Here is a 24,759-nt window from a genome sequence, read left to right as displayed (position 1 = left end):
GTGGTCGAACCTCCGGTAATCGGGTTCACCGGCGTGGTCTGGCCCGCCAGACCCACCGAGCAGTTGTCCCGCGATCTGACGACGGGACCGGGGGCAGCGCCGATGGCCGAAGCCAGTGTGGCGTGGACGCACCTGGCGGCAGCATTCGGAGCGGCGGTCGCAGAGTACGAACACATAGTGGCCACGCTCCGAGAATCATGGCGCTCGCCGGAGAGCGAGCCGGCACTGGAGCGGATCACGCAGCTGCGCGACTGGCTCGTCGAAGCGGCCGCAGCCGCCGGCCAGAACGCGGTAAGAGCGGGTAATCAGGCGGCGGCCTACGAGGTGGCCAGACTCGCGATGCCGCATATCGCGGAAATCGCTGCACTGGAAGAGCTGAAGCAAGGTATCGAGCAGGCAGGGGCGGCGCTCGGATCGCCTCTGGTCGCGGCTGCCGCCGAGATAGAGGGCGAGCAGGACATCGCGAAGGCCAGCGCCGCACGGGTTATGCAGAGTTATGAGTCGGCGACAACGCCCCTGGCCGACCCGTGGCAGCACAAGCAGCCTCCGGTCATCGCCACCAGCGCCGCACTGGAGGCGGAACAGGCCGCGGCCGAGCAGTCGACGAGTAAGCAGATGCGGCCGGGGACGCCGTCTTTCTCCTTGCCGGGGTCGGTCGTTGCGGGCGCGGTTCCCCGCGTACCCGGCGCCTTCCGCGCGCCGACGGTCGTCCATTCGGTGCCGGAGGCCTCGGTGCTGCCTGGTCAGTCCTCCGCGGTGCACACCGAGCCCGGTGGGCGGAGCACGATACCGGGAGCGAGTGTAGCGCCGGCCGCTGCCTCGACCGATGCACATTCGACGAGTCGTGCGGGCGCGGTATCTACCCGGCCAGGGCGGGAATTCGACGTCGAGGCCGGTGTCGACGCGGCACCACCGGTGGTGGGTGGTGTTGTGGAAGCGCCCTCGCGCGCAGCGGCCCCGGAGCAGACGTCATGACGGCCGCAGTGACCAACGATGGCCTGCTCGCGTTATCGGATCTGCTCGGTGTGCAGACGCTGCCGCTCGTCCTGGGAATAGGCCCGCAGCAGAGCACGGTCGATGCCTGGGAAGCGGCGCGCGCAGACGCCCTGACCGAGCTGCGTCGTTCCGGTCTGCTCGACCAGCACGGCGACGTCGCGATCGATCTCGCCGATGCGCTGCGCATTCTCGCCCAGCCCGACTGTGAGCTCGCCGCGCGTATCTACACCGAATCGGGTGTACTGCGGCTCTGCTTGGTGCGACGGGGAACTCAGCACGCGGTGGCGACGCGTACCGGCGATACGCTCATGGTTGGTACCACCTGGGCCGACTCCAACGGCACCACATTGGTTCGGCCGTTACTCGACCTGCTCGGCCCCTGCCCGGCGGCGCCGGTGCCGACCGTCAGCGCACCCGCCCACGAACTACGGCAACGCCTGGACGAAGCCGATGGTTCCAGCGACTACACCCGGATCTTTCATGGGCTCGGTGTAGACGAACGGGATGCCATCGAATTCGGTCTGGCACTGTCGAGTTGCCGCGCGCACGCCGAGATCGTGGCGATTGCCTACGACGGCGGAGTGACCACGCGAGCACCAGGAGCGGTGGCTGTTTACGACACCTCACGAGGGCGTATCGTCGCCAGCCCCGGTACTGCCCCGGACCGGCAGGTCTGGTCTACCTTCGGCTCGGGCACCGATCACCGGGTCGCGCAGGCTGTTGCCGCGCTCACCGAATCGTTGCCCGGAGGAAGGTGGTTGCCCTAGTCGACACCATCGGAATGACGAATCGATCGACGCGAAGAAGCCAAGAACACCACTGCGAGAAGACATGGAGAAAGTGAACAATGGCTGACCAGCAGAGCTATAGCGACAAGGAAGCTTCCGACGTAATCAACGAATTCCTGGACGCCATCAATGGTATCCAGACGACGATCGGCAGAGTGCAGGAGTCCTTCGACGCCGCCCGCGCGGGCTGGCAGGGTGAGGCTGCCATTGCCGGTCAGCGGGCTTCGGAGAGCTGGCAGGAAGAAACCGGACGAATCAATCAGAAGATCGAAGCGGTGAAGGAAAAAGTGTTCGAAGGTAATACGACCTACAAACAGGTCGACCCGACAAACGTCGAAGCGTTGACCAACCTCATCTGACGAACAAATTTTCAGGACAATCTGCAAGAGAGGACGACATGGTCGACGATAGGATGCTGTACACCAATGCTGTTCATCAGCGGTTGATCAGCGAGATGGATGGTTACTACAAGGACCTGAACGGTTTCAAGGACGCGCTGGTGGCGGCCAGAGACAAGCTGATCAGGGTTGCTTGGGAAGACAACGATGCGGGCGAAGCGTTCAAGACCCGGATGGACCTGCTGATCGGTGCGGATGGTAACGGCGGCGAACTCGGCGACACCCATACGCATCTGGAGAAACTTCGTGACGCCATCGATGTTGCGTTCAATAACGCCAAGGCCGCAGACATGAAGGTGTACAACGCTTTCTGAATTCTGGCGGTCAATTACCGACAAATCCCGGTCTCAGCGGGCCGGGGTTTGTCGTATCGAGCGCAGTGACTCTCAGGCGGCTGCGATTTCTGTGTACAAATAGCGCATCTCATCCGGGGTCGCGACCATATGCACCGTCGTGGTGTCGTCGGCTGTGTGCACGGTGACCAGGCTCGCGGTCTGGGGGTCCTCGACCAGCACGACGTCCGGGTTGAAGGTGTCGTCGCCCCGCGTGGCGCGCAGCACCATAACGGTGGCATCGGAGTGATGCATAGTCGGTGGAATGCCGTCGAACAAGACCACGGTCGCGGATCGATACGAACTGGCCTGCTGAGACCCGGCCGACCACGACGCCAGCGACAACGCGTGTGGCGCGCCCACCCTGTCCACCATGGAGCGCCAGGCTTCATGACGATTGGTGTGCACCACGACGGTGGCGCCGAGCGCGATCGCGCGCAGAATCACCTGTTTGGCGATGAGCAGCTCGCCGACGATCTCGACCCGACGCACATACTGACCCACCAGTGGCAGTGCCACGCCCTGCCCGGACGAATCGGCGCCGATCACCTGTCCGCAGCCGATGACCGGGGTGAGCAGATCGGACAGTGAATCCGGCGTGCCCAGATAGTCCTCGCTCGGTAGTCCAGGCCCCCGGCTGCTGATCGGTAGCTGATCCAGCAGGGCGCGGCGTTGCTTGCCGGATATCGGCAGCAGACCTGGGACCGATATCCGGGGAGGCTCGTCGCGTGCGTCGAATCGTACGGACGCGGACACCGAGATGGTGGCGGGGCCGGTGCGTGGCTGATGGGCCGGTGCGCCGGTCGCCCGGCGCAGCCGCAGGGTTACCGTTGTCGACAGGCTCGGGGTAGCCCAGACCTCGGCGAGCCCGCGGGGGCCGAGCGCCTCCGGTGTCATCCGGTAGGTCACGAAATGTATTCCGTTGTACTCGACGCCGTGCGGTGTTTCGGTCAGCTGAGTGAGGTCGGCGTTGTGGGTGAGCTGGTGTACTGCAGCGGTGATCTCGGCAGCGGACAGCACCGACACGGTCAGATCGTGGGCGGCGAGACGGTTTGCCACGCGTTGGGTGGCCACGATCGCGGAGCGCAGGGTCCCGGTCGAACCGCCGCCACGCCGGTCTACCGCTGGCGCGTTGGCCAGCGGATCCAGCCGTAGCACCACCCAGGCTGTCCGATGTGCGACAGCGGGCAGCGGGCCGAGGATCTGCTCGTAGATGCGCGCGACCGGCCCCGCATCCGAGGTGCGCGCGCCCGTGCTGATCACATCGATCGAGGCCAGTTCGATATCGAATTGATCCAGGCAGCGAGCAATCTCCGGTAGCGGAACCATATCGCCGGTGTTCAGGCCGCTCGGACTGAGCAGCGTCACGGTGTGTGGCGCAGCGTCGATGCGCAGCATGGTGATCAACCGCTCTCCGTCCCAGCGCATGCCGTAACTGCCGCCACCGGGCACCGGCACATCGAACGGGGCATGGTTGTCGCCGGTCGACCGGTGTCGTAACCCGTGCCACCGGAAGGCGAACTCGTCGGCGATGAAGGCAGCCAGACAGGTTCCGCGGAAGGGTACGAGCGCGATCGGCACGATGAGAGCACCGCCGACCGCGGCGGCGTAAATCGGCGCCCCCGACGCGATCGCGATCAACGCTATCGCGTTCGCGACCAGCAGGACAGGAACCACGTGGCGTAGCGGAAGCATCCGGAACAACCAGTGCTGGGGTGAACTCAGCGGCAGGGCCGAAATCTGCGCCACCGGGTCGGCTGTCGTTGTCGCCATGGCCTCATCATGGACTGAACTTCCCTGGCTTCGCTACTGTAGTCCCCTGAGTTGGTGGCGCTCTCGAAGAACGAGCGCGTGCACCGGCACCATCTCGATTCATCATGTGTTTCGTTCGGAGGTTACGTGCCGGCCCAGTTGACAACACGTGCCCAGGTCAACGGGTACCGGTTTCTGCTGCGTCGCTATGAGCACGCGCTGGTTCGTCGTGATGTGCGGATGCTGCACGACCCGATGCGATCGCAGTCCCGGTCGCTGCTCGTCGGTGCGGTGCTGGGTATCTTGGTCGTAGCCGGCGCGGCGATCATGGCCTTCCTGCGGCCGCAGGGCGCCGTCGGCGACTCGAAGATCGTGATGGCCAAGGAGAGCGGCGCGCTGTACGCCGTTATCGATAGCACCCTCTATCCTGTGCTGAACCTGGCATCGGCCCGGTTGGTCACCCAGAGCGCTGAGTCCCCGACATCGGTGAAAGAATCCAAGCTCGGTGATCTGGCGCGCGGGCCGCTGGTCGGTATCCCCGGCGCGCCTGCCGCACTTCCCGGATCCTCGGCGGGCGCCCGCTCGATCTGGACATTGTGCGATACCGTCGAGTTGTCGACCGCGGGCAGCGTGATCGGTTCGGCGGGGGCAACTTCCACGGTGATCGCAGGCAGGCTGGGCGACGAGGAGGGCGCGGCCAGGCCGATACATTCCGCGGAAGCGCTGCTGGTGACGCGGGAAGACAAGACGTTTCTGCTGTTCGACGGTAAACGCGCGGAGGTGGATCCCAAGGATTCGGTGATGGCCAAGTCACTCGGATTGCACAACGCGCAGCCCAGACCGATCAGCGCCGGACTGTTGAATGCCGCAACACAGGTGCCCGCGTTGTCGCCGCCGCGTATCGAACACGTCGGCGAACCCGGGCCGGGCCGGCTGTCCGATATTCCGGTCGGTGGCGTCGTTCGAGTGCGCGGTGTGAGCTCCGAGGAGCTGTACGTGGTGCTACGCGAGGGCGTGCAGCGGGTATCGCCGTTTGCTGCCGAGGTGATCCGCAGCGCTAATTCGCAGGGCATGAGTGAGATCACCACGGTCCCGCCGGACCGGCTCATCGATGTCCCGGTGCGCGATTCGCTTGCGGTCGAGCATTTCCCCTGGGAAACCCCGACAGTCACCGCTGCGGAGGATGCTCCGGTTGGATGTATCTCCTGGGCCGCGGAGACCGAAGGACCCGCGCCTACCGTGTCGATCCTGGCGGGGCGTGAGCTGCCGCTGCCGACCTCGACGGTGCCGGTCGAACTCGCGACAGCGGACGGCGGCGGTGACCGCCTCGATGCCGCCTACATCCCGCCGAGCACTGGCGAGTATGTCCAGACCACTGCTATGGACCCGGACAGCCCACGCCGCGGAAGCCTGTTCTATGTGGGCGACAACGGTGTTCGTTACGGGGTTCCTGACACGGAAACCGCGGCGATACTGGGGTTGGAGGAGAAGCCGCGACTTGCCCCCTGGCCGATCGTCGGTCAGCTCGTTCCGGGACCGACGCTGTCGGTGCTGGACGCCAGGGTGCGTCACGACACGCTTCCAATGGGGAGCTGACCACCACCGAACTGCCGCGACAGCGAGATCCGCCCGCCGGGCTCAACGCAAGGTCGACAGAACGCTGGACAGGGCGTTGCGCATGTCATCGGCTTCGATACGCATGAGCATGGCTTCGTCGATATTGTTCAGGTCCACGTTCTCATCGTTGGCAAGTCGGAACTCACGTTCTTCCTCGGCTGTCTCGATGACGTTGCGGATGAAACGCCCGTTCCCTGCTATATCGATCCCGCGCCGTGCTTGGCCGGTCTGGTCGGCACTTTCCTGGTTGTAGAGTTCTGCGCAGGCCTGGGTGAGCAGGGCCAATGCGTCGTCGGCGAGTTCGGAATCTCGTTTGCGCGCCATGAACTGCCCGATCGCGCCCAGTTCGTCGGGGGTGTAGGAATCGAATTTGATCCGCTTGGCGAATCGGGAGGCGAGACCGTCGTTGGCGGCGAGTAGCCGATCGATCTCGCCGTCGTACCCGGCGATGATGACCACAAGCCGGTCGCGGTCGTCCTCCATCCGAGCGAGCAGGGTATCCACTGCTTCACGCCCGAACGCGTCACCACCCTGCAGGCCCGTCTGGATCAGGGTGTAGGCCTCATCGATGAACAGCACGCCGTCCATGGCGCTGTCGATCAGTTTGGACGTCTTGATCGCGGTACTGCCCAGGTGCTGACCGACGAAGTCGGCGCGCTTGGCCTCGACCAGCGAGTCCGTCTTCAACAGGCCCAATCCGCAGTAGATCTTGGCGACGACCCGGGCGACCGTGGTCTTGCCGGTGCCGGGTGGCCCGGTGAAGGCCAGATGCTGACCGCGCGGCACGCTGGCCATGCCCTTGGTGGCACGGATCTTCGCCAGTTGAGCGGTGGCCTGTAGCTTGGCCACCTGCGTCTTGACCGCCGCCAGCCCGATCTGGGCGTCGAGTTCGGCCCGCGCGGCCGCGAGAACCAGCTTGGCCTTGTCGTCGCGTTCCTCACGGTCGAGCTGCTCGGTCGAGGGCGCCGACGCCGGGTCCCAACGGTCGGTGCGTGCGTCTATCTGCTCCTGGGTGGTGATGGTGAGGCGATACTTGCGGTCCCGCATGGCCTTGGTGTTGGCCTCGAAATCCGGCGCTTCCGAATACACCTTCTCGAAGATCGCTTGCGCTTCGGTCTCGTTGCCGGTTTCGCGCAGACACAGGCCCCGGCAGAACCGGGCGGTGAGAGCGGCCGAGGGGATGGGCCCCTGTTCGGCCTGTTCCATGCGGCGGATCGCCTCACCGAACAGACCGAGCTGGGCACATGCGGTACCGACCATCACGTGTGCGGCCGCGGCCATGAACGGATCGTCCCATTCCGCCGAGCCAGCCAGCACCGTCATCACATCGGACCAGCGTTGGGTTCGGTAATGCATCGTCGCGCGAACATAGGCGCAGATGCGGTCATCGATATCGCGTTCGGGATGGGAGAGCTGGGATTTCCGATGGTCGGCCAATTCGTCGAGTACACGCTCGGCCTCGTCGTAGGCGCCCTCGGAGATCAGTAAGGAAGCCTGGGCCAGCCAGATCTCGGTATAGCTCGCCAGCGGGTAATCGATGTACTGATCGACTACGAATCGCCCTCCCAGCTCGCGGGGGCGTAGTCCGAGGCGCCGCTGTTCCCGGAGCAGGGAAGTGGAGCTCGTCCGGTGCAAATTGAACAGGACTTCGCGGGTCACCTCGCCCGCCGTGGCCCGGCCGAGCCAAGCGTCGCACATATCGGGGTCCCACTCGGTTGCCCGGGTGAACGCCAACTTGGCGTATTCGAGGTCTCGGACGGATTCCTGTCCGTCGACGGAGAGACCCAATGACAACACGCCGGCATCGAAGGCGCGTTGTGCTTGGCGGTTGCCGGTCATGCGGGTAGCCCCCAAAGCCTACGGAAATTGCCAGTTCTCGCTTAGCATACCGGGTGCGTTGGGTATAGATTGATGGCGTTACCAGCTCGACAGCATGAACCTAGGGAGTCAGAGAGCTCGTGAGCGAGTCGTCGACCAGCGGCATGGAGGCGGCTGATCCGGATCTGTGTCGAGTCTCGATAATCGGCGGCAACACCCAGGTGGATTTGGGGTTGCCTGCAACGATACCGATCGCCACGTTCATTACAGATGTGGTCGATCTCATCGAATCCCGTACTCCGGACCTCACCGAACACGATGGTGGCGCACCACCGCGCATGGCGCATTGGTCGCTTGCCCGTATCGGTCGCGATCCGATACCGCCGAACCAAACCTTGATCGATGCCGAGGTATTCGACGGCGAGCTGCTCGTGCTTCGTTCGGTGACAGCAAAGGAATCGCCCGCACTGTTCGATGACGTCATCGACGCCGTCTCCAAGCTGACGACGGAATCGTTCCGCGGTTGGTCACCGGCCGCGGCGCGCTGGACGGGCCTGATCACAGCACTCGTCGGGGTGCTCGCGGCTATCGGACTACTCACGGCGGCGAAGCAGGACGGTGCGGGAGTGTACCTGGGCTTCATCCCGCTGGGTGCCGGTATCGCGGCCTTGGCCACAGCCGTGATCGCGGTCCGGAGATATGCCGCCGTACTTGTCTCGGTCATGTTGTCGCTGTATACGGTACTGCTGTTTTTCGCGGCTGCGATGTTGTTCGTGCCAGGAGATCCGGGCACCCCACACCTGCTGTTCGCCTGCGCCGCGGCGTTGGTCGTCGCTGCGGTTGCCTACAGTGTCACCGGTGTCGGCGCCATGCTGTGTGCCGCGACCATCACCACGGTATCGCTCGGGGGGATCGCGGCTTTTGTGCGCATGGTGTGGGGCATCGAGGTGCCGAAGATCGCCGCGGGAATTCTCGTCGTCGCGTTGATCGTCATCACCCTGGCGCCGCGGATCGCGGTGGCGGCCGCGCGGCTGCCGATACCGCCGGTGCCTACCGCTGGTGCCGCCATCGACCCCGCCGACCACGAGCCGCGGCCGACTATCGAAGACATCGGCGCGATCGGCGCGACCGCACTACCGTCTGCGGCGGGTCTGGAATTACGGGCGAACGCGGCAAACCGATACCAAACCGGCCTGTTACTCGGTTGCGTCCTCGCGGCAGGCTTCGGCGCAGTCCTCGCGGCCGACCCGATGGGGTCGGCGCGTTGGCAGGGCATCGCGCTCGCGGTGGTCGTCGGTGTCATTCTGTGCCTGCGCGGGCGTTCGTTCGCGGATCTGGTCCAGGCATGTGTGCTGATCGGTGGTGGCGCGGCAACCCTGCTCGCGGTGCTGATCGGGTTGGCTCTCGGCCAACCGGCCGACCTGGTGCCGATCGCCGGGATAGTACTCGGTATGACGGTGGTGGCGCTGGGCTTCGGTGTGATTGCGCCGCACACCGAAATGTCGCCGGTGATGCGCAGGACGGGCGAGATCATCGAATACCTCCTGATCGTCACCGTCATTCCGCTGGTGTTGTGGATCATGGATATCTACTCGGCGGCAAGGAACCTGTGATCAGGGCAGGTTTCATGAACATTCCGTTACGGCTGGGCGCTGCGGTGCTGGTGTTCGGTCTCAGCGCGATCGGATTGCCTGCCCCCGCTTCCGCATCCGGGCCCCCCGCAATCGACGAAGCGGCTCTCGGGGCAGCGATAGCCGCTGAAGCCAAGAGCGGGCCGCCCGAGGCGACCGAGCAGAGATCGGTATGCGCCGAGCCGATACTCAGTGGCGCCCCGCCGAAGGATCCGCCACTGCCGCAACGGCTTCTCGACCTTCCTGCCGCATGGCAGTTCAGTCGCGGTGCCGGCCAGAAGGTCGCGGTGATCGACACGGGCGTGAACCGGCATCCACGGCTGCCCACGCTGGTGCCGGGCGGAGATTTCGTATCGAATTCGGACGGCACCTCCGACTGCGACGGACACGGCACGTTGGTCGCGGGTGTGATCGCTGCGCAGCCGAGCCCGGACGATGGGTTCGCAGGTGTCGCGCCGGACGCCCAGATCATCGCCATCCGGCAGCTCAGTCTCGCCTTCGAGGCGAAGGAACGAGCGAGCAACGACGAGCCAGGGCGAATCGCCTCAGCCGGATACGGGAATGTGCTCACCCTGGCCGCCTCGGTCATCCGTGCGGTCAACCTGGGGGCAACCGTGATCAACATATCCGAAGTCGCCTGTGCGCCTGCGGGTTCGGATACCGCGGACGCGGCGCTCGGTGCCGCGGTGAAATACGCTTACGATCGAAATGTGGTCGTGGTAGCCGCCGCCGGTAACCTTCAGCAGGGTGGCAGCTGCGGCGAGCAGAACAGCGGGGTGGGATGGGGTGCGGTCCGGACCGTGGTGAGCCCAGCTCGGTTCAGCCCCTACGTGCTTTCGGTGGCCTCGGTGGAAGCCGATGGAAAGCCGTCGGAATTCTCTATCCACGGCCCATGGTTGGGGGTCGCAGCCCCGGGCCGCGGCATCGTCTCGCTGGACAGTAAACCCGGCGGCACCGGTCTGGTTGATTCCGTCCAGACCCGTGAAGGTATCGGAACCATTGACGGGACGAGTTTTTCCAGTGCTTTCGTTTCCGGCCTTGCCGCGCTGGTCCGAGCCCGATTTCCCGAGCTGTCGGCCCAGCAGGTGATCGACCGGATAACGCGGACGGCGATGCAACCGGGGACCGGCCGAAACGACCGAGTCGGTGCCGGTTTGGTCGACCCACTTGCGGCCCTCACCGCACAGCTACCCCCACAGCCGATCGGAGAGGGCGCCGACGTGCCCCGTGCCCTGCCTGCACCTGCGCCCACACCGTACATCGATCCTGCCCCGCGCAGAGTGGCCACTATCGGGACGATCGTCTTGCTCGCGCTACTCGGCATCGGATACGCGTTGTCCATTCCGTTCCGCACCCAACGCGGCAGTGTCGACCCAGCGGAGGCTACCGAAGCCGGAGAAGGATTGTAGGGCATGGCTACCGAAGGATTTGTGCGTCGTCCGCGGATTGCGCCGCCCCGTGCACCCGGCGGTGAGGTGGCGCTCAGTGCGCCGCCGGAGATTCCTCGAGCTGTACCCACCGGGCTGCTCATGAAGCTGATGCCCGTCGTGATGGTCTTCGCCGTGGTCGGCATGATCGCGATGATGGTCGTGATGGGCCGGAGCCTGCTGACCAACCCGTTCATGATGATGTTCCCGATGATGATGATCATGTCGATGGTCGGCATGATGGCGGGCTACCGGGGCGGTGGTGGCACGAAGATGGCCGCCGAACTCAACGAGGAGCGCAAGGACTACTTCCGTTACCTGCACCAGGTGCGTAAAGACGTCGGCAAAACCGGTCGTTCCCAGCTGGAAGCGCTGACGTGGAGTCATCCCGAGCCCGCCGACCTGCAATCGCTCGTAGGCACCCGGCGGATGTGGGAACGGCGACCGAACGACCCGGATTTCGGGCATGTGCGGGTCGGAGTCGGTAGTCATCGCCTGGCGACCAAGCTGGCTCGGCCCGAAACCGGTCCACTGGAAGACCTGGAGCCGGTGTCCACGGTGGCGCTGCGTCGGTTCGTCCGTACCCATTCGGTAGTACACAACCTGCCTACCGCGATCTCGCTGCGCGCTTTTCCCGCGATCAACATCGAAGGCGACGCTGCCGAGGCCAGGACTCTGGTCCGGACGATGTTGATGGAATTCACCACGTTGCACGGGCCGGACCACACCGCGGTCGCCATCATCTGCGCCGACCCGGACGATGCGACATGGGAATGGGCGAAATGGCTGCCGCATCTGCAGCACCCGGTCGACCGGGACGGGCTGGGGTCTCGGCGGATGATGTACCAATCGCTGGCCGAACTCGAAACCGCCATGGCCGCCGAGCTACTGGAACGTGGTCGCTTCATGCGCAATGCGCAACCGACCGCGGGCCGGGTGCACCTGCTGGTAGTAATCGATGACGGGTACGTCAGCGGCACCGAGCGCATCGTCAGCGACGCGGGGCTCGACTCGGTCACCGTCCTCGACCTGACCGCACCACAAACCGGGCTGGCAGTCCGCCGCGGACTGCAACTGGTGGTCAAGGGCGGAATGGTCGCGGCAAAATCGGCGGCGGGCACCGAGGAGTTCGCCACCGCGGATACGGTTACCACCGCGGAGGCGACAGCCCTGGCCAGGAAGCTGGCACGCTATCGGGTCGCGACAGCGGCTCAGATCGTCAGCCTCGGCGACGAAACCCGCACTGTCACGGGCCTGATGTCGCTACTGAAGGTGCCCGATGCGGCACAGATCGATCCCGCTGTTGTCTGGCGTCCCCGCAGCGACCGTGAGCGGCTGCGCGTACCGATCGGGGTAACGCCGGACGGCACACCGGTCGAGCTGGACATCAAGGAGTCCGCCGAGAACGGTATGGGACCACACGGGTTGTGCATCGGCGCGACCGGATCCGGCAAATCGGAATTCCTGCGGACGCTGGTGCTTTCGCTGGTGACATCGCATTCGCCCGACCTGTTGAATTTGGTACTCGTCGATTTCAAGGGCGGCGCCACCTTCCTCGGTCTGGATTCGTTGCCTCATGTGGCAGCGGTCATCACCAACCTCGAGGAAGAACTCTCGATGGTCGACCGGATGCGAGATGCGCTGGCGGGTGAGTTGAATCGCCGACAGGAACTGCTGCGCTCCGCGGGAAATTTCGCCAATGTCACCGAGTACGAGAAGGCACGCGCTGCGGGCGCACAGCTGGATCCGCTTCCCGCACTGTTCATCGTGGTCGACGAGTTCTCCGAACTGCTGTCCCAGAAGCCCGATTTCGCCGACCTATTCGTGATGATCGGACGACTCGGCCGGTCGCTGCGGGTGCATCTGCTGCTCGCCTCCCAGCGCTTGGAGGAGAACAAACTGCGTGGGCTGGACAGCCACCTGTCCTACCGCATCGGCTTGCGTACGTTCTCGGCCAATGAATCGCGCGCGGTGCTTGGCATTACCGACGCCTACCATCTGCCGAGTGTGCCCGGTTCGGCGTATCTGAAGAGCGATGCCGATGACCCGCTGCGGTTCAACGCGGCGTATGTCTCCGGGCCGTATGTCTCTCCACGCGGCAGTCAGCGAATCGACGGACGTACCGTCGGCGGCCAGTCTCCACTGGTCTTCCGCGCGGGGGAGGTGGCAGCCCCGGTATCCGCGGGTACCCCCGGTGCCGGTGCCGGTGCCGGTGCCGGTGCCGGTGCCACTAGCCGTGGCCTGCCCGAACTGCCGCCTGCCCCGAACGGTTTGGAGCTACCGCCGCCGCCGGGCGTTGCCGAGCCGGACGCATCCACGGCTCCGGCCGAAGGTGTGCCCGCGACGCTGCTACAGGTGGTCGTCGGGAGGCTCACCGGGCACGGACGGCCGGCACATGAGGTATGGCTACCGCCGCTGGACGAATCGCCGTCGGTGGATATGTTGCTCCCTGATCCCGACTGGAAGTCCCCGACGAACCGTCATGGGCAGCTATGGATGCCGATCGGCGTCATCGACAAACCCTACGAGCAGCGCCGCGACGTACTGATCATCGACCTGTCCGGTGCCCAGGGAAACCTGGCCGTGGTGGGCGGACCGCAGTCCGGCAAATCGACGGCTCTGCGTACCGTCATCATGGCCGCGGCGGCCACCCACACACCCGAGCAGGTCCAGTTCTACTGTCTGGACTTCGGCGGCGGCACGCTGGCCGGCTTGGCCGATCTACCGCATGTGGGTTCGGTAGCGGGGCGCATGGAAGTGGATCGGGTGCGCCGCACCATCGCCGAGATGACGACACTGCTGCATCAGCGCGAGGAACGTTTCCGCGACCTCGGTATCGAATCGATCACCGAATTCCGCAGGCGTAAGGCACGCCTCGGTCAACTGTCCGAGGCCGAACGGTCCGCCGACCCGCTCTCGGAGGATCTGTTCGGCGATGTTTTCCTCGTCGTAGACGGGTGGCCGACCATTCGCGCCGAATTCGACGCGCTAGAGCCTGCGCTCAACGCACTGGCTTCCCAAGGCCTGTCCTACGGCATTCATCTGATGCTGTCGGCTAATCGCTGGGCCGAAATCCGTCCTGCTGTCAAGGATCTCATCGGCACCAGGCTGGAGTTGCGTCTGGGCGACCCGTCGGAGTCCGAGATGGATCGGCGTACTGCGGTGCTGGTCCCCTTGGGACGGCCGGGGCGTGGGTTGACGCCCGATCGCCTGCATATGCTCGTCGCGCTGCCTCGACTGGACTCCGACTCCGACCCGGATACGCTCCCGGAGGGAGTCGGTGCCGCGAAGCGGCAGCTCAATGAGCTCTACGGTGCTGGGAGGCGAGCACCGCAGGTGCGTATGCTTCCGCTGGAAATACCACGCGAACAGGTGCTGGCAGCTGTTCGTGGGCACGGGATCCAGCTCGGGCCGACCCGTGTGGCAGTCGGGATCGGCGAGTCCGAACTGCAGCCGCTCGTGCTGGATTTCGATGCCCAACCGCATTTGATGGCGTTCGCCGACGTCGAGTGCGGTAAAACGACGCTGCTGCGCAATATCGTCATGGGTTTGGTCGAGAATTCCAACGCCGACCAAGCGCGGGTCATCCTCATCGACTACCGGCGTACGATGCTCGGCGTCATCGAGGGTGATCAGCTCGCCGGTTACTCGACCTCATCGCAGACATCGGTCCCCATGATCAAGGAGGTTGCGGGCTACCTGACCAAGCGGATGCCCGGCTCGGATATCACTCCGAAGCAGTTGCGTGAGCGCAGTTGGTGGAGCGGCCCGGAAATCTACATCATTGTCGATGACTACGATATGGTCGCGGTGGGTCAGAACCCATTGGAGCCGCTACTCGAATTCTTGCCGCAAGCACGTGATGTCGGTATGCACCTGATCGTCGCCCGTCGCTCTGGCGGAGCGGCGCGTGCGCTGTACGACAAGGTGCTCGGCCGGATGAAGGACCTTTCGGTCGATGCGCTGCTCATGAGTGCCCCCAAGGACGAAGGCAAGTTCCTCGGCGATATTCGTGCAACGAAACTCCCTCCTGGGAGAGGTAACCTCGTTTCCCGCAGCAGGGCTGAGCCGGAAATGGTCCAGGTGGCTTACCTGCCGCCGGTGTAGCGAGCAATGTGAACATCGCTCTGACGTGGCGGGTGGTCCGGACGTAACGAGTGGCTCGTCTCTGGCGGCGGAAGGACGGTAGGCGCGGCTACCCGACGACGGGCGAGTAAGCGATTCGTGGCGGCGACAGCCTTCGCCGATGCGGTAACGGCGGCCAACTGTCGGCTCGGCGTTCGAACAGTGCGCGGGAAGGTCCGTGGTGGGCCGGGCCCGCAATCCTGACGAGTTGGAAGCCAGCCCGCCGGTAGTAGGCGTGCAGCTCGCTGTTGGTGGTCCAGGCGTCCAGCCGTACCCAGTTTCGGTTCCGCTCTCGGGCGAGTGTCGCGGCGTGGCGCAGTAGGCGGCCACCGATATCGAGTCCGGCGAACCGCAGGTCGACGATCATGAAATGGACGATCACCGCGTCGTCGAGCTCGTCGAGCGTCCAAAGGCCTTGATCAGCACGGTGGTTCACCGTGATCGTGCCCGCAGGCCTGCCGTGCACCTCCGCGATCCAGGTTTCGCGGCGGTCGAGGGACTGGCCCACGGCTTGGGCGAACTGTTCGATGGGTAGTCCGCGGCCCTTGACGGTCCACTGATCCGAGCCGCGCGCCGACAACCACGCCGTGCGCTGGATGCGCAGATGACAGATCAGGGCGAGGTCGCCGAGTAGCGCTGGACGGATGACCACCGTCATGGGCGCGCGATACCCGGACGATAGGCGCCACCGAGGACCCGCCGGATCACCGCGGTGCCCTCCTCGTCGCCCAGTTCGTATGCCAGCCGATTGCTGGCGGCGATGGAGCGATGCCTGGTGGCGCGGGTGACGCGGTTGTGGTTGGCGCCGATGCGCAGATGGTCGAGCAGTACGGTGCCGGTCGCTACCCCGAGTACCGCGGCTTCTTCGGCGGAGGCGGGGCGGGCGACGACGGTATCGCGGTGCGCGGTTTCGCCGTGACCGCGATCGGCTAGCCTGCGGGTGGTTCCTTCGGCGATATCGTGCGGCGAGTCGATCCCGGTGGCCTCGGCCAGATCCCGCGGATAGAAGCTCACCTCCCACGACCAGGGCTCATTGTCGAGATATTGCACCACGGTCCGGGCCAATACCCACGAATCAACCGGGATGTCGAGCCACTGCGCCACCTGTGGGTCGGCCGGTTCCATCCGGGCGCTGAACTCCTTGGACGGCTCCCTGTCGGCGGCGCGGGCGATCTCTTCGAAGATGTCGTGCGCGGCACGCGGGCGGTTGGGCCGGATATGGTCGGTGACCACCGATTCCAGCACTTCCTGGTTTCGGACCAGCGTTCCCCGGGAAGTAGCTGTATAGACCAGATTTTCGGTGACGAGCACTTGAATCGCATTGCGAGCGGTGGTGATGGAGACCTGCATCTGCTCGGCCAGTTCGGCATGGCTGGGCAGTCGATCCCCCGGCTTCCATCTGCCTGCGCGGATCTCCTCGCGGAGGAGGTCTGCGATCCGGAGATACGTCGGACCGTCCGCCATCTTGCTCCTCGGTTGGTCTGCAGGTACTGAAGTGTACCCGTTTCGGCTTTCTTCGGTCCGATAACGCTTGACAGGTGTCTTCGGAGGTTTATTGTAATGAACGTACTGATCCGGTGTTGTGCGGCTACTGACGGCGAGGCAACCGTGGCAGGTTCGGATACAACAGTCGTAATGGCTATTCCCGGCGCCCAGGGGGGTGTCGAACCGGTAACGGAAGCCGGATTTCCCGGTCCGTTACCGAACTCAGATCTACTGGTCAGAGCGTGCAGAGGCCATCGAGTCATCGGCGGCCAACTGCTCTGGTATGCACGCGACCTAGCGGTGCTACACGAGCGGCGGCTCGTCGGCCGCGGCGGATCGATCGTTACCGATCCCGCCCGGCTGATCGAAATCGAGCGCCGCCGAATGGAATTGGTGATGGCGATCGACGACTGGGTGGTGCGCAACGTACCGCAGCACCGGCTCGGCGCCACGTTGCACACCGAAACCATCGGCGCGGTCATCGACCGCTTGGCGGAGGCATCGGTGCGCGCTCATCACGCATTGATGACTCTGGACGCCGATGACGAACTCCTACACGGCGCCTGGCATCATCTGGCCGAATTGACCGACGCCTACGACGATCTGGTTCGCGACGTGCTCGCAGGCAGGCGGCGTCTTCCCGAATGGTGAGCGCATTGCAGTGCTGCTGACGAAGACCGGTCCCCGCTGATCCTGGCGGGGGCCGGTCTTTCGGATGCCGAGGCGAACCGAGCTCGGACCTCAACCCTGGTAGCGCCGGTGATCAGTGGCGAAATCGTCGGCCACCGTCGCCGCGAGTTCCACATATGCCCGTTTGGTCTGCTTCTGCAAGCGGGCGAGGTCGATTTCCGCCCCCTCAGACATATGCGGGTCGAATGGGATGATGTGTACCGCCCGGCAACGCGTCAAGAAGTACTCACGTAACTGCTGGATACCGACATTCGGCGAGCCTGCACGCGGGGAATTGATCACCACCACGGCATTGCGCACCAGATGGTCGTGGCCGTGTAGCGACAACCAGTCCAGGGTGGCCGCGGCACTGCGCGCGCCATCGATCGCGGGGGAGGAGATCAGCACCAGCGAATGTGCCAGATCGAGCACACCCGCCATCGCCGAATGCATCAGGCCGGTACCGCAGTCGGTGAGGATGATGTTGTAGAACCGCTGCAGAATACGCGCGACCGAGCGGTACTCCTCTTCGCTGAACGCTTCCGATGCCGCCGGGTCGCGTTCGCTGGCAAGCACCTCCAGCCTGCTTCCCGATTGCGAGGTATGCCTGCGCACATCCGAGTAACGCTGGATCGCCGGATCGAGCAGCAGATCGCGCACAGTGGACCTGGTCTGCAACGGCACCCGCTGCGACAGGGTGCCGAAGTCGGGGTTGGCGTCCACAGCGATCACCCGGTCACCGCGGATCGACGCGAAGGTCGAACCGAGACCCATGGTGGTGGTGGTCTTGCCGACACCGCCCTTCAACGACAGCACCGCTATGCGGTAGTCGCCACGAACCGGCTGCCTGATGCGCGCCACCAGTTCCTGCAGGCGACGCTCCTCGGCGGAAAGCCCAGGGTTGATGGCGCCGCGGGATGCATGATGCACCGCCTTGCGCCACCCCGAATTCGGCGCCTTCTTCGCCCGCCGCAGGGGAACATTGTCCAGCGAGGGCGGCCCGCCCCATGCCGAAGGCGGTCCCGCTTGTCCGTGTGGTCCTGGGGTCTGCCATTGGCCGCCGACCGGGGACGATTGCTGACCCTGCCCCGCCTGACCACCTGGCCCCGCGTGCCCCTGCGCGGTTCGATCGGGTCCGTAGCCCTGCTGGCCGGCCTGGCCTTGCCACTGCTGTTGCTGGGCGGGCGCACTGCTGTTCCACTGCTGGACCGGCGGTGCCGTATTCGGCTGCTGCGTGCCCTGATGCTGCGACACCGCGCGCTGGTCCGGCGCGGAACGCTGGTCGCCGGGCATACCCCACTGCGCGGCCTGCGGCACGCCGCTTTCCGGAGCTCGAGCCGGGAACTGCTGCCCCTGGCCGGGGGGCTGTCCCGGTGGCATGGGCGCGACCCGATGGTCACCGGAGTGCGGCGGACCGCCCCACCGCTCCCCGCCGGTACCCGGACCAGGATCGCTACCTGCCCGTGGGACGCCGACCCAGTCGTCGCTGCTGATCGGCCGACCGATCGGAGCAGGCGTGCCGTCCGGGCCGGGGGTGGATGCCTGCGGAATCTGCTCCTGGGGTCGGCCCTGCTGCTGCGGTGCGACCGGGTGCTGAGGCGAGCTGTGATGCTGAGCGAGGTTCGGCTGGGCCGAGCCCTGCTGCGGGAACGGCCGCGGCTGTGTTGTGCCCTGCTGGGGTTGCGACGGTCCCTGGTGAGTCGGGCTCGGCTGGACTGAGCCCTGTGGTTGGGGCGTGCTCGGCTGTTGGGATGGGCCCGGCTGTTGTGGCGGGGCCGGTATCGGCGGTGGAGTCCACCCACGGTCGTTATCCGAGGGAGCCGGGGCTGGGCCGGGCGCCACGGGGGGAATCTGCTGGGCGTGCTGTTCCGGTGCTGCCGCAGTAGTGGAATCACGCGGCGGCACCGGCGGGTTCACTGCCGGCGCGGCCGCTTGCTGATCAGCAAGCGGTGTGCGAACCGGGGGTGTGCTCGTTTCATCGTGGACGACACCCGAATCGGTCTCGTCTGTACGCGCGGACGGGCTGTCCGGTCCGGGGGCGGGGGTCGCTGCGCCGACCTGGTTCGCGGGTGATTCGGTACCCGCAGCGTCAGCTGTTGTGTTGTCCTCCGGATCCGGAAGCGCGGCCGACTCCTGCGGCAGCGGAAGATCGGGCAGCCGCTGCAGCGGCTGTTGCACCACGGGTTGGGCGGGGGCCGCCGATGCGTTGTCGGTCTCCGTTCGCGCCGTTCCGCTCTCGGATATCGCCTGCCCCTCGGCTGCGGAGCCATCCGGGGCCGTGAGCCAGGGCGGCGGTGCGTCCGATCCGTGCGCCGGAGCGGGCTCGGGTGGTGTCGCCGGGGCCGTGTCGCTCTGCCCGCGGGGGCCGTCCTCATGGGACGCCGATTGTTGCGGTATCGACGCCGGGCCGGTTACGCCAACACCGTGGTCGCCGTCGGTGGCCGGTGTGCTCGGCGGGCGCATGCCCTGCTCCGAGTGTTCGCTCGTGGCCGCCGGGCCGCCTACCGCGGGCCTGCCTTGGAGCCCCGACGCTTCCGCGTGGCCACCCTGGGAGGACGCCGACCAGCCCTGGGTCTGGCCCGCGGGTGCGACATGGTCGCCGTGCGCGGTGGGAGGTCCGGTGTGCTCGCCCTGGAGCGCGGGATCGCTCGTGACCTGGCCTTGGTTCGCGGCCTGGCTGGTCGGAGGCTGGTCGGGCAGCGGCGGTGGTGGCGGGAGGTCGGGGCGCTGAGCGAAGCGGGACGCTGCTTCCTGTGGCGGTTCCGGCTCGGTGGAGCGTCGCGCGCCGAGCGGACGGAAACCGTCGGCCGGTTGGCTCGGCTGCCGTATCGGCAGGTCCGGCAGCGCGTGTTCGCCGCTGTGCTGCGGTCCGGAGGTTGGGGCCGGTGCCTGGAAGCCGCCTCGTGGCCCACCTCCGCCCGCACCGCTCTGATACGGATCGTGCTGGAACTGGTCGGGCGCGACCGGCGGGTGCGCCTGCTGGGGCGGAGCTGGCGGAAGCGTTTCCGCGGGGCCGGATTGCCATCGACCGCCCTGACCGAGCCTCCCGTCGGGGGTCGGGCCGCCCGGGTACTGCTGCGCCGCATCAGGGGTTTCGGGCCGCGGCGCACCCCAATGATCGTCGGGACGCGCGCGACCGCTCTGGTGCTGGTTCGGCAGCAGTTCGCCGACGCGATCCTGCAGGGACAGTTCGTTGCCCTTGTCGCCCTTGTCACGGCGTCGGCCCTTGCGGCGCTTCTCCTGGCGAGAGCCGGGGTCGGGGCGGTCGTTTTCGGCGCCACGCCGTTTGAAAAGGCCCTTCTTGGCTGCGGGAGCTGCGGGAGTTTCCTCGATGAGTTCTTCGTGGGGAAGGTTCTGTACCGGAGCTTCGTAACCGACGTGGACCTGGCCGGTCTGGGTGACGTCACTCTCGGACAACCATGGTGGCAGCATGGGGAGGCCGTCGTTGTTACGGCTCACACGTCCCCCTCCTGGTCTGCTTGGCCTCGGGCATGATCAGTTTACGCGACCGTGCCGCCCCTTCAGGGGGGGCAGGGAGTGACGCGGCGAACAGGCTGTTGCAGTGGGGTCTTTTTGCCCCATCCGATACCTGCCGGTAAGCTTGAGCGGCGGTGCATCCAGGCGCCGCCTGTTCGCGTGCTACCGGTCAGGATTTCGGCTCCGAGCTTTTGGGGGTCGTCTCGGAGGTTTCAATCCTCGGAGGCTGAGGAGCTCTCAGGAGTACTCAGGAGTTCTGAGAGGTTTCACTCGGGCAGTCCCAGGTAGTCAAACCAGGTTGAGTGTAACCGGGATCGCGGAGGACATGGCGAAGAAAGACGGGGCCATCGAGGTCGAGGGTCGGGTTATCGAGCCGTTGCCGAATGCGATGTTCCGTATCGAGCTCGAGAACGGGCACAAGGTTCTCGCGCACATCAGCGGCAAGATGCGGCAGCACTACATCCGCATCCTTCCGGAGGACCGCGTGGTCGTCGAGCTTTCGCCCTACGACCTGTCCCGCGGCCGTATCGTTTACCGCTACAAGTGAGCGAGTGAGCCAAGTGCTCACTCACCGAAACTTCCCCGGTCGCACCCGACCGGGGACAACTGTGTTCGTACCCGGGTACGAACCACAACAAAGATTGGACGGACGTGAAGGTTCAGCCGAGCGTCAAGAAGATCTGCGAGAAGTGCAAGGTGATCCGGCGTAACGGCCGGGTCATGGTGATCTGCGACAACCTGCGGCACAAGCAGCGTCAGGGCTGAGTTACCCAGGCCAGTCGGGCTCGACCAGTCGGGTGAGTCCCGGTCACCAAGCCAAGCACCGAACGCGGTTCGGATTGGCAACTACAGAAGAACTCCCAGCTCCAGCCGCACACTGTGGTTTTTCGGCAACGAGGTTTTCGGCAACGATGCCGTACGGCTTCGACGCCGAAGGTGTGTGTGCCCACCCCCGGAACGGAGGCCGGGGCCCCACCAGACGAGGGGACGGACAGGGAGCAGACCTCCGCCACGATTAAGGAAACTGCCACATGGCACGTCTCATGGGCGTCGACCTCCCGCGCGAGAAGCGCATGGAGATCGCGCTGACCTACATCTACGGCGTCGGCCGTACCCGCTCCAAGGAGATCCTGGACGCCACCGGCGTCAGCCCGGACCTGCGGTCCAAGGATCTCAGCGATGACGACCTGACCAGGCTCCGTGACTACATCGAGGCTTCGGAATTCAAGGTCGAAGGTGACCTGCGCCGCGAGGTCCAGGCCGATATTCGCCGCAAGATCGAGATCGGCTGCTACCAGGGCCTGCGGCACCGCCGCGGGCTACCCGTGCGTGGCCAGCGCACCAAGACCAACGCGCGCACCCGTAAGGGTCCCAAGCGCACCGTCGCAGGCAAGAAGAAGTAGGGGATAACCGATGCCTCCCAAGTCCAGGACCTCCGGTCCGAAGAAGAGCCAGAAAACGCGTCGCCGGGAAAAGAAGAACGTTCCCCACGGCCACGCGCACATCAAGAGCACGTTCAACAACACGATCGTGTCGATCACCGACCCGACCGGCAACGTCATCTCCTGGGCGTCGTCCGGCCATGTCGGCTTCAAGGGCTCGCGCAAGTCGACCCCGTTCGCCGCACAGCTCGCCGCCGAGAACGCTGCCCGCAAGGCGCAGGAGAACGGCGTGAAGAAGGTCGACGTGTTCGTCAAGGGCCCCGGTTCGGGCCGCGAGACCGCGATCCGTTCACTGCAGGCCGCGGGCCTGGAAGTGGGCACGATCTCCGATGTCACCCCGCAGCCGCACAACGGCTGCCGTCCGCCCAAGCGGCGTCGCGTCTAGCGGGAAGGAAGGTAGAGCACAATGGCCCGTTACACCGGACCCATCACCCGCAAGTCGCGTCGCCTGCGCGTCGACCTGGTCGGCGGTGACCAGGCTTTCGAGCGTCGCCCCTACCCGCCCGGCCAGCACGGCCGCGCGCGGATCAAGGAGAGCGAATACCTGCTGCAGCTGCAGGAGAAGCAGAAGGCTCGCTTCTCCTACGGCGTCATGGAGAAGCAGTTCCGCCGGTACTACGAAGAGGCCAACCGCCTCAAGGGCAAGACCGGTGACAACCTGCTCCGTCTGCTCGAGACGCGTCTCGACAACGTCGTCTACCGTGCCGGCCTGGCGCGCACTCGGCGGCAGGCCCGTCAGCTGGTGAGCCACGGCCACTTCCTGGTGAACAACAAGAAGGTGAATGTCCCCTCCTTCCGTGTGACCCAGTACGACATCATCGATGTCAAGGAGAAGTCGCTGAACACGCTGCCGTTCCAGGTGGCGCGCGAGACCCATGGCGACCGCCCGGTCCCCGGATGGCTGCAGGTCATTCCGGGCCGGCTGCGGATCCTGGTGCACTCCGAGCCCGAGCGTGCTCAGATCGATGTTCCGCTGCAGGAACAGCTGATCGTCGAGTTCTACTCGAAGTAACGGCTGGTGCCGCTGGTGCGTGGTCGCCCATCCCGGGCGATCACGCACAACCCCCAGAACGAGGGCGTCAAATAGCGGGCGCCCACAAGGAGGATGATCCACATGCTGATTTCCCAGCGTCCGACGCTGACCGAAGAGGTCGTCGCCGAGAACCGCTCCAGGTTCACCATCGAACCGCTGGAGCCCGGCTTCGGTTACACCCTCGGCAACTCACTGCGGCGCACCCTGCTGTCCTCGATTCCGGGGGCCGCGGTGACCAGCATCCGCATCGACGGAGTTCTGCACGAGTTCACCACCGTTCCCGGTGTGAAGGAAGATGTCACCGACATCATCTTGAACCTCAAGGGCCTGGTCGTGTCCTCGGAGGAGGACGAGCCGGTCACCATGTACCTGCGCAAGCAGGGCCCGGGGACCGTGACGGCCGATGACATCGTGCCGCCGTCGGGTGTTGTCGTGCACAACCCGGATATGCATATCGCCACCCTGAACGACAAGGGCAGGCTGGAGATCGAGCTCGTCGTCGAGCGCGGTCGCGGTTACGTCCCTGCGGTGCAGAACAAGGCTTCCGGTGCGGAGATCGGCCGGATCCCGGTGGACTCGATCTACTCACCGGTCCTCAAGGTGACCTACAAGGTCGAGGCCACCCGTGTCGAGCAGCGCACCGACTTCGACCGGCTCATCCTGGACGTGGAGACCAAGAACTCCATCAGCGCGCGGGATGCGCTCGCTTCGGCGGGCAAGACCCTGGTCGAGCTGTTCGGCCTGGCCCGTGAGCTGAACGTCGAAGCCGAAGGCATCGAGATCGGTCCTTCGCCTGCCGAGGCGGATCACATCGCCTCGTTCGGGCTGCCGATCGAGGATCTGGATCTGACGGTCCGGTCCTACAACTGCCTCAAGCGCGAGGGTGTGCACACCGTCGGCGAGCTGGTGGCACGCACCGAATCGGATCTGCTGGACATCCGCAACTTCGGCCAGAAATCCATCGACGAGGTCAAGGTCAAGCTGCACGCGCTCGGCCTGTCCCTCAAGGACAGCCCGGCTTCGTTCGATCCGTCCAGCGTGGTCGGCTACGACGCGAACACCGGAACCTGGTCCGACAGCGGCACTTTCAGCGATAACGACGGCGGCGAGCAGGACTACGCCGAAACCGAACAGCTCTAGGCCCGACCCGGGGTAGGCGCCCCGGGGGGTCTTATACAAGGAGAACCCACAATGCCCAAGCCCAAGAAGGGTGCTCGCTTCGGCGGGTCGGCGTCGCACCAGAAGGCGATTTTCGCCAACCTGGCCACGGCGCTCTTCGAGCACGGTCGGATCACGACCACCGAGGCCAAGGCGAAGGCGCTGCGCCCCTACGCCGAGCGGCTCGTCACCAAGGCCAAGGCCGGTACCCTCGCCGACCGGCGCGAGGTGCTCAAGGTGATCCGGAACAAGGACGTCGTGCACGATCTCTTCGCCGAGATCGGCCCGTCGTTCGCCGGCCGCAACGGCGGCTACACCCGGATCATCAAGACGCTGCCCCGCAAGGGTGACAACGCGCCGATGGCGATCATCGAGCTGGTCCGGGAGCAGACCGTGACCAACGAGGCCGATCGTGCCCGCCGTGTTGCCGCGTCGCAGAAGACTGAGCAGCCTCAGGAAGCGCCTGCCGCCGAGGACAAGACCGACGAGGCGGCCGAGGCTCCTGCCGCCGAGGCCGAGACCGCCGACGGCGAGAAGGCCGACGACAAGGCGTGAGTCGGTCATCCGACTTGCGTCGGTAATCGCCGTACGAGCCCGCCGCCCGAACACCG

Annotated in this window: 21 protein-coding genes; 16 read left to right on the top strand and 5 right to left on the bottom strand. The window is 65.6% G+C overall.

All coding sequences use genetic code 11. The features are described 5' to 3' along the window. The 4 genes from B0T44_RS09385 to B0T44_RS09370 all read left to right on the top strand — a co-directional run bounded on the left by B0T44_RS09385 (nucleotide 1) and on the right by B0T44_RS09370 (nucleotide 2,496). Complete coding sequence (locus B0T44_RS09385) at nucleotides 1-975, top strand: PPE domain-containing protein (protein ID WP_077114448.1); 975 nt, start codon at nucleotides 1-3, stop codon at nucleotides 973-975. Further along, entirely contained in the window at nucleotides 972-1,763 is a 792-nt protein-coding gene (locus B0T44_RS09380) for an ESX secretion-associated protein EspG (protein WP_077114451.1), read from the top strand. Before B0T44_RS09385 ends, B0T44_RS09380 begins: the two co-directional genes overlap by 4 nt. Before the next feature lie 80 nt (nucleotides 1,764-1,843). Next, entirely contained in the window at nucleotides 1,844-2,143 is a 300-nt protein-coding gene (locus tag B0T44_RS09375; protein WP_077114453.1) for a WXG100 family type VII secretion target, read from the top strand. 38 nt (nucleotides 2,144-2,181) lie between these two features. Then, on the top strand, nucleotides 2,182-2,496 hold the full coding sequence (locus B0T44_RS09370; RefSeq protein WP_077114454.1) for a hypothetical protein: 315 nt from the start codon (nucleotides 2,182-2,184) through the stop codon (nucleotides 2,494-2,496). A 72-nt stretch (nucleotides 2,497-2,568) separates the two neighbouring features. Here the strand turns inward: B0T44_RS09370 and eccE are convergent, their stop codons facing one another. Next, a complete protein-coding gene (gene eccE, locus B0T44_RS09365; protein WP_077114456.1) occupies nucleotides 2,569-4,287 on the bottom strand; it encodes a type VII secretion protein EccE in 1,719 nt (572 codons plus the stop codon). Nucleotides 4,288-4,425: 138 nt separating this feature from the next. On the opposite strand from eccE, the gene eccB reads away from it, so the two are divergent. Continuing rightward, nucleotides 4,426-5,862, top strand: coding sequence for a type VII secretion protein EccB (eccB, locus tag B0T44_RS09360; RefSeq protein WP_342749189.1), 1,437 nt, complete (start codon nucleotides 4,426-4,428; stop codon nucleotides 5,860-5,862). Nucleotides 5,863-5,904: 42 nt separating this feature from the next. Here the strand turns inward: eccB and eccA are convergent, their stop codons facing one another. Further along, nucleotides 5,905-7,722 carry a type VII secretion AAA-ATPase EccA gene (eccA, locus tag B0T44_RS09355; RefSeq protein ID WP_077114458.1) on the bottom strand — a complete coding sequence of 606 codons (1,818 nt, stop codon included), beginning with the start codon at nucleotides 7,720-7,722 and terminating at the stop codon, nucleotides 5,905-5,907. Nucleotides 7,723-7,841: 119 nt separating this feature from the next. On the opposite strand from eccA, the gene eccD reads away from it, so the two are divergent. Genes eccD through eccCa form a run of 3 tightly spaced genes read left to right on the top strand, consistent with a single transcriptional unit; the run spans nucleotide 7,842 to nucleotide 14,866 of the window. Next, nucleotides 7,842-9,314: a type VII secretion integral membrane protein EccD gene (eccD, locus tag B0T44_RS09350; protein ID WP_077114460.1), complete on the top strand. Its 1,473-nt coding sequence runs from the start codon at nucleotides 7,842-7,844 to the stop codon at nucleotides 9,312-9,314. A 14-nt stretch (nucleotides 9,315-9,328) separates the two neighbouring features. Continuing rightward, nucleotides 9,329-10,741 carry a type VII secretion-associated serine protease mycosin gene (gene mycP, locus B0T44_RS09345; protein WP_077114743.1) on the top strand — a complete coding sequence of 471 codons (1,413 nt, stop codon included), beginning with the start codon at nucleotides 9,329-9,331 and terminating at the stop codon, nucleotides 10,739-10,741. 3 nt (nucleotides 10,742-10,744) lie between these two features. After that, nucleotides 10,745-14,866 carry a type VII secretion protein EccCa gene (gene eccCa / locus B0T44_RS09340; protein WP_077114462.1) on the top strand — a complete coding sequence of 1,374 codons (4,122 nt, stop codon included), beginning with the start codon at nucleotides 10,745-10,747 and terminating at the stop codon, nucleotides 14,864-14,866. 88 nt (nucleotides 14,867-14,954) lie between these two features. Here the strand turns inward: eccCa and B0T44_RS09335 are convergent, their stop codons facing one another. Together B0T44_RS09335 and B0T44_RS09330 are read right to left on the bottom strand one after the other, a co-directional pair. Beyond that, nucleotides 14,955-15,542, bottom strand: coding sequence for a GNAT family N-acetyltransferase (locus B0T44_RS09335; protein ID WP_077114465.1), 588 nt, complete (start codon nucleotides 15,540-15,542; stop codon nucleotides 14,955-14,957). Continuing rightward, entirely contained in the window at nucleotides 15,539-16,348 is an 810-nt protein-coding gene (locus B0T44_RS09330; RefSeq protein ID WP_077114467.1) for a GntR family transcriptional regulator, read from the bottom strand. Before B0T44_RS09330 ends, B0T44_RS09335 begins: the two co-directional genes overlap by 4 nt. Nucleotides 16,349-16,519: 171 nt before the next feature. On the opposite strand from B0T44_RS09330, the gene B0T44_RS09325 reads away from it, so the two are divergent. After that, complete coding sequence (locus B0T44_RS09325; protein ID WP_077114469.1) at nucleotides 16,520-17,020, top strand: DUF4254 domain-containing protein; 501 nt, start codon at nucleotides 16,520-16,522, stop codon at nucleotides 17,018-17,020. A gap of 90 nt (nucleotides 17,021-17,110) precedes the next feature. Here B0T44_RS09325 and B0T44_RS27960 read toward each other — a convergent pair whose 3' ends face one another. Next, nucleotides 17,111-20,497, bottom strand: coding sequence for a nucleotide-binding protein (locus B0T44_RS27960; RefSeq protein WP_254854114.1), 3,387 nt, complete (start codon nucleotides 20,495-20,497; stop codon nucleotides 17,111-17,113). 343 nt (nucleotides 20,498-20,840) lie between these two features. On the opposite strand from B0T44_RS27960, the gene infA reads away from it, so the two are divergent. The 7 genes from infA to rplQ all read left to right on the top strand — a co-directional run bounded on the left by infA (nucleotide 20,841) and on the right by rplQ (nucleotide 24,703). After that, nucleotides 20,841-21,062 (top strand): translation initiation factor IF-1, encoded by a 222-nt coding sequence (gene infA / locus B0T44_RS09310; protein WP_003886926.1) that lies wholly within the window; start codon nucleotides 20,841-20,843, stop codon nucleotides 21,060-21,062. A 104-nt stretch (nucleotides 21,063-21,166) separates the two neighbouring features. Then, a complete protein-coding gene (gene rpmJ / locus B0T44_RS09305) occupies nucleotides 21,167-21,280 on the top strand; it encodes a 50S ribosomal protein L36 (RefSeq protein ID WP_025347279.1) in 114 nt (37 codons plus the stop codon). A gap of 266 nt (nucleotides 21,281-21,546) precedes the next feature. Then, the gene (rpsM, locus tag B0T44_RS09300; protein WP_077114478.1) at nucleotides 21,547-21,918 is read left to right on the top strand and encodes a 30S ribosomal protein S13; all 372 of its coding nucleotides are present in this window, start codon (nucleotides 21,547-21,549) and stop codon (nucleotides 21,916-21,918) included. A gap of 10 nt (nucleotides 21,919-21,928) precedes the next feature. Next, the gene (rpsK, locus tag B0T44_RS09295; RefSeq protein WP_077114480.1) at nucleotides 21,929-22,342 is read left to right on the top strand and encodes a 30S ribosomal protein S11; all 414 of its coding nucleotides are present in this window, start codon (nucleotides 21,929-21,931) and stop codon (nucleotides 22,340-22,342) included. A 21-nt stretch (nucleotides 22,343-22,363) separates the two neighbouring features. Continuing rightward, on the top strand, nucleotides 22,364-22,969 hold the full coding sequence (gene rpsD, locus B0T44_RS09290) for a 30S ribosomal protein S4 (protein WP_077114482.1): 606 nt from the start codon (nucleotides 22,364-22,366) through the stop codon (nucleotides 22,967-22,969). Between the two features lie 102 nt (nucleotides 22,970-23,071). Further along, the gene (locus tag B0T44_RS09285) at nucleotides 23,072-24,130 is read left to right on the top strand and encodes a DNA-directed RNA polymerase subunit alpha (RefSeq protein WP_077114744.1); all 1,059 of its coding nucleotides are present in this window, start codon (nucleotides 23,072-23,074) and stop codon (nucleotides 24,128-24,130) included. A 51-nt stretch (nucleotides 24,131-24,181) separates the two neighbouring features. Further along, nucleotides 24,182-24,703: a 50S ribosomal protein L17 gene (gene rplQ, locus B0T44_RS09280; RefSeq protein WP_077114484.1), complete on the top strand. Its 522-nt coding sequence runs from the start codon at nucleotides 24,182-24,184 to the stop codon at nucleotides 24,701-24,703. The last annotated feature ends 56 nt before the right edge of the window (nucleotides 24,704-24,759 follow it).

The organism is Nocardia donostiensis, from assembly GCF_002081715.1.
GTDB lineage: Bacteria > Actinomycetota > Actinomycetes > Mycobacteriales > Mycobacteriaceae > Nocardia > Nocardia donostiensis.
This window is presented reverse-complemented; position numbering and strand designations above follow the sequence as displayed.